Below are 1,563 nucleotides of genomic sequence, written 5' to 3' on the forward strand. Positions count from 1 at the left end.
CGCCGCAAGCGGTCAGCGCAACGCAGGTCAATGCAATCAGTACAGCGGCTTTCATCGGGGTCCCCTTTCAAACGAACTGGACGAACGAAGCCGGCGCGCGCGCATCGCGCCGCACGCACCGACCATCACGAATCGCGAATCGAATCAGGAAGCGAGACTCGGCAATCGGCCGGCGGCTTCCCGCCGGCCCGCCGACGTCAGTTCACCTGCAGCTGGCCGCCGCGGCCCAGCCCGCCCTTCACGTCCTGCGCCTTGTAGCTGCGCAGCGCGACGACCATCTTGTTGTACGCGTCGATGAACGCGACGACCGTCGCCTTGCCTTCCGGCGTCGCCGAGAAGCCCGCGAGCGCACCGCCCACGCCGCCGCCGAAGCCGCCCAGCGCCGCGCCGTAGTTGGTCGCCGTCGAGCTGCCTTCCGCCGCCGCGATCTGCACCGCCGAGCGAACGTCGAACAGCGTCAGCGTCACCACCGACGCCTTCGTCTGCAGGTGGCCCGCCACCGCTGCCACCGCGCTGTTGCCGATCAGCCCGCCGATCATGCTGCCGATCCCGCCGATCGGCGAGTCGTTGATCACGATCTGCGGCTCCATGTAGTAGTCGGCCGCGACCCGCTGCCCCTTCTGCTGCTTCGAGCCCGCGCGGTATTCGCCCGAATTGCGCTGCAGTTGCGTGATGCGCGACAGGCGCGCGTCGCTCTTCTGGTTGCCGATCGACGTGATCACGAAGCAGTTCGACTGCTGCACCGCCAGGCGCAGCAGCGGGTCGATCGTCGTCATCTTGGTCGCGCTGCCGAACGGGCCCCACCAGTCGGCGTTGCGGCCGTCGTCGACCGCGATCGTGCCCAGCGGCGACGTGCAGCGCTGCAGTTGCGAATCGGCGCCGGCGCTCGCGCCGCCTGCCGCCGCGCCCGTCACGCCGGCGTTCTGCCCGCCGGGCGTCACCACGCCGCCGCACCCCGCGACGGACGCGCCAAGCGCTGCAACCAGCGCACCTTGAACGAGACGTTGGGAAAGATTGGTCTTCATGTCGTTGTCGATCGATTAGAGTCGTTGTTCGGCTTATGTGTTCGTGCGAACTTCGATAAGCCCCCCGGCGTAGCGCGCGATGGTGGTCTCCCCGCGGCTGCCCCCGTTGCTCGATGCCCGGTCAGTAATACCAGTACGTCTGCTGCCAGACGCCGTAGTACGGATAGCCCGAGTACCAGTAGCCGTAATAGACGTCACGCCATTGCGTGCGCCATTTCCAGTCTTCTTCGTCTTCTTTCTTCGCCTTGCGGGCGAGGTCGAGCAGTTTTTTCGATTCCTTGTCGCCGCGGCCGGCCGCGATCGACAGCCACTTCTCCGCTTCGCGCGCATCCGAGCCCATTTCCTCGAGGCCGAACAGGTAGAAACTGCCGAGCGCCTTCTGCGCGTTCAGGTCGCCGCGTTCGGCGGCCTCGCGCATCCACTTGAGCGCCTGGTAGCTGTCCTGGCGCACGCCGTCGCCGCGGAAGTAGCGCAGGCCGAGATCGTAGGCGGCCTTCGGCTGGGTTTTCGCGGTTTGCTTGAGCGCGGCGATGCGCGG

The 1,563-nt window shown here is 67.2% G+C and carries 2 protein-coding genes; both read right to left on the minus strand.

The window, feature by feature from the left end:
* Nucleotides 1-197: 197 nt before the first annotated feature.
* Nucleotides 198-1,025, minus strand: a complete 828-nt coding sequence (locus WT53_RS27210) for a hypothetical protein (protein WP_034205621.1) — start codon at nucleotides 1,023-1,025, stop codon at nucleotides 198-200.
* A 121-nt stretch (nucleotides 1,026-1,146) separates the two neighbouring features.
* Nucleotides 1,147-1,563, minus strand: a 417-nt coding sequence (locus WT53_RS27215) for a tetratricopeptide repeat protein (protein ID WP_060262366.1), incomplete at its 5' end; no start/stop codon positions are given.

Origin of the sequence: Burkholderia sp. MSMB2157WGS (assembly GCF_001532755.1) — a bacterium.
Lineage (GTDB): Bacteria > Pseudomonadota > Gammaproteobacteria > Burkholderiales > Burkholderiaceae > Burkholderia.

Bases quoted from the DNA above. Each gene is read 5' to 3' on its own strand.
- WT53_RS27210 (WP_034205621.1), bottom strand. From the start codon at position 1,025: ATGAAGACCAATCTTTCCCAACGTCTCGTTCAAGGTGCGCTGGTTGCA.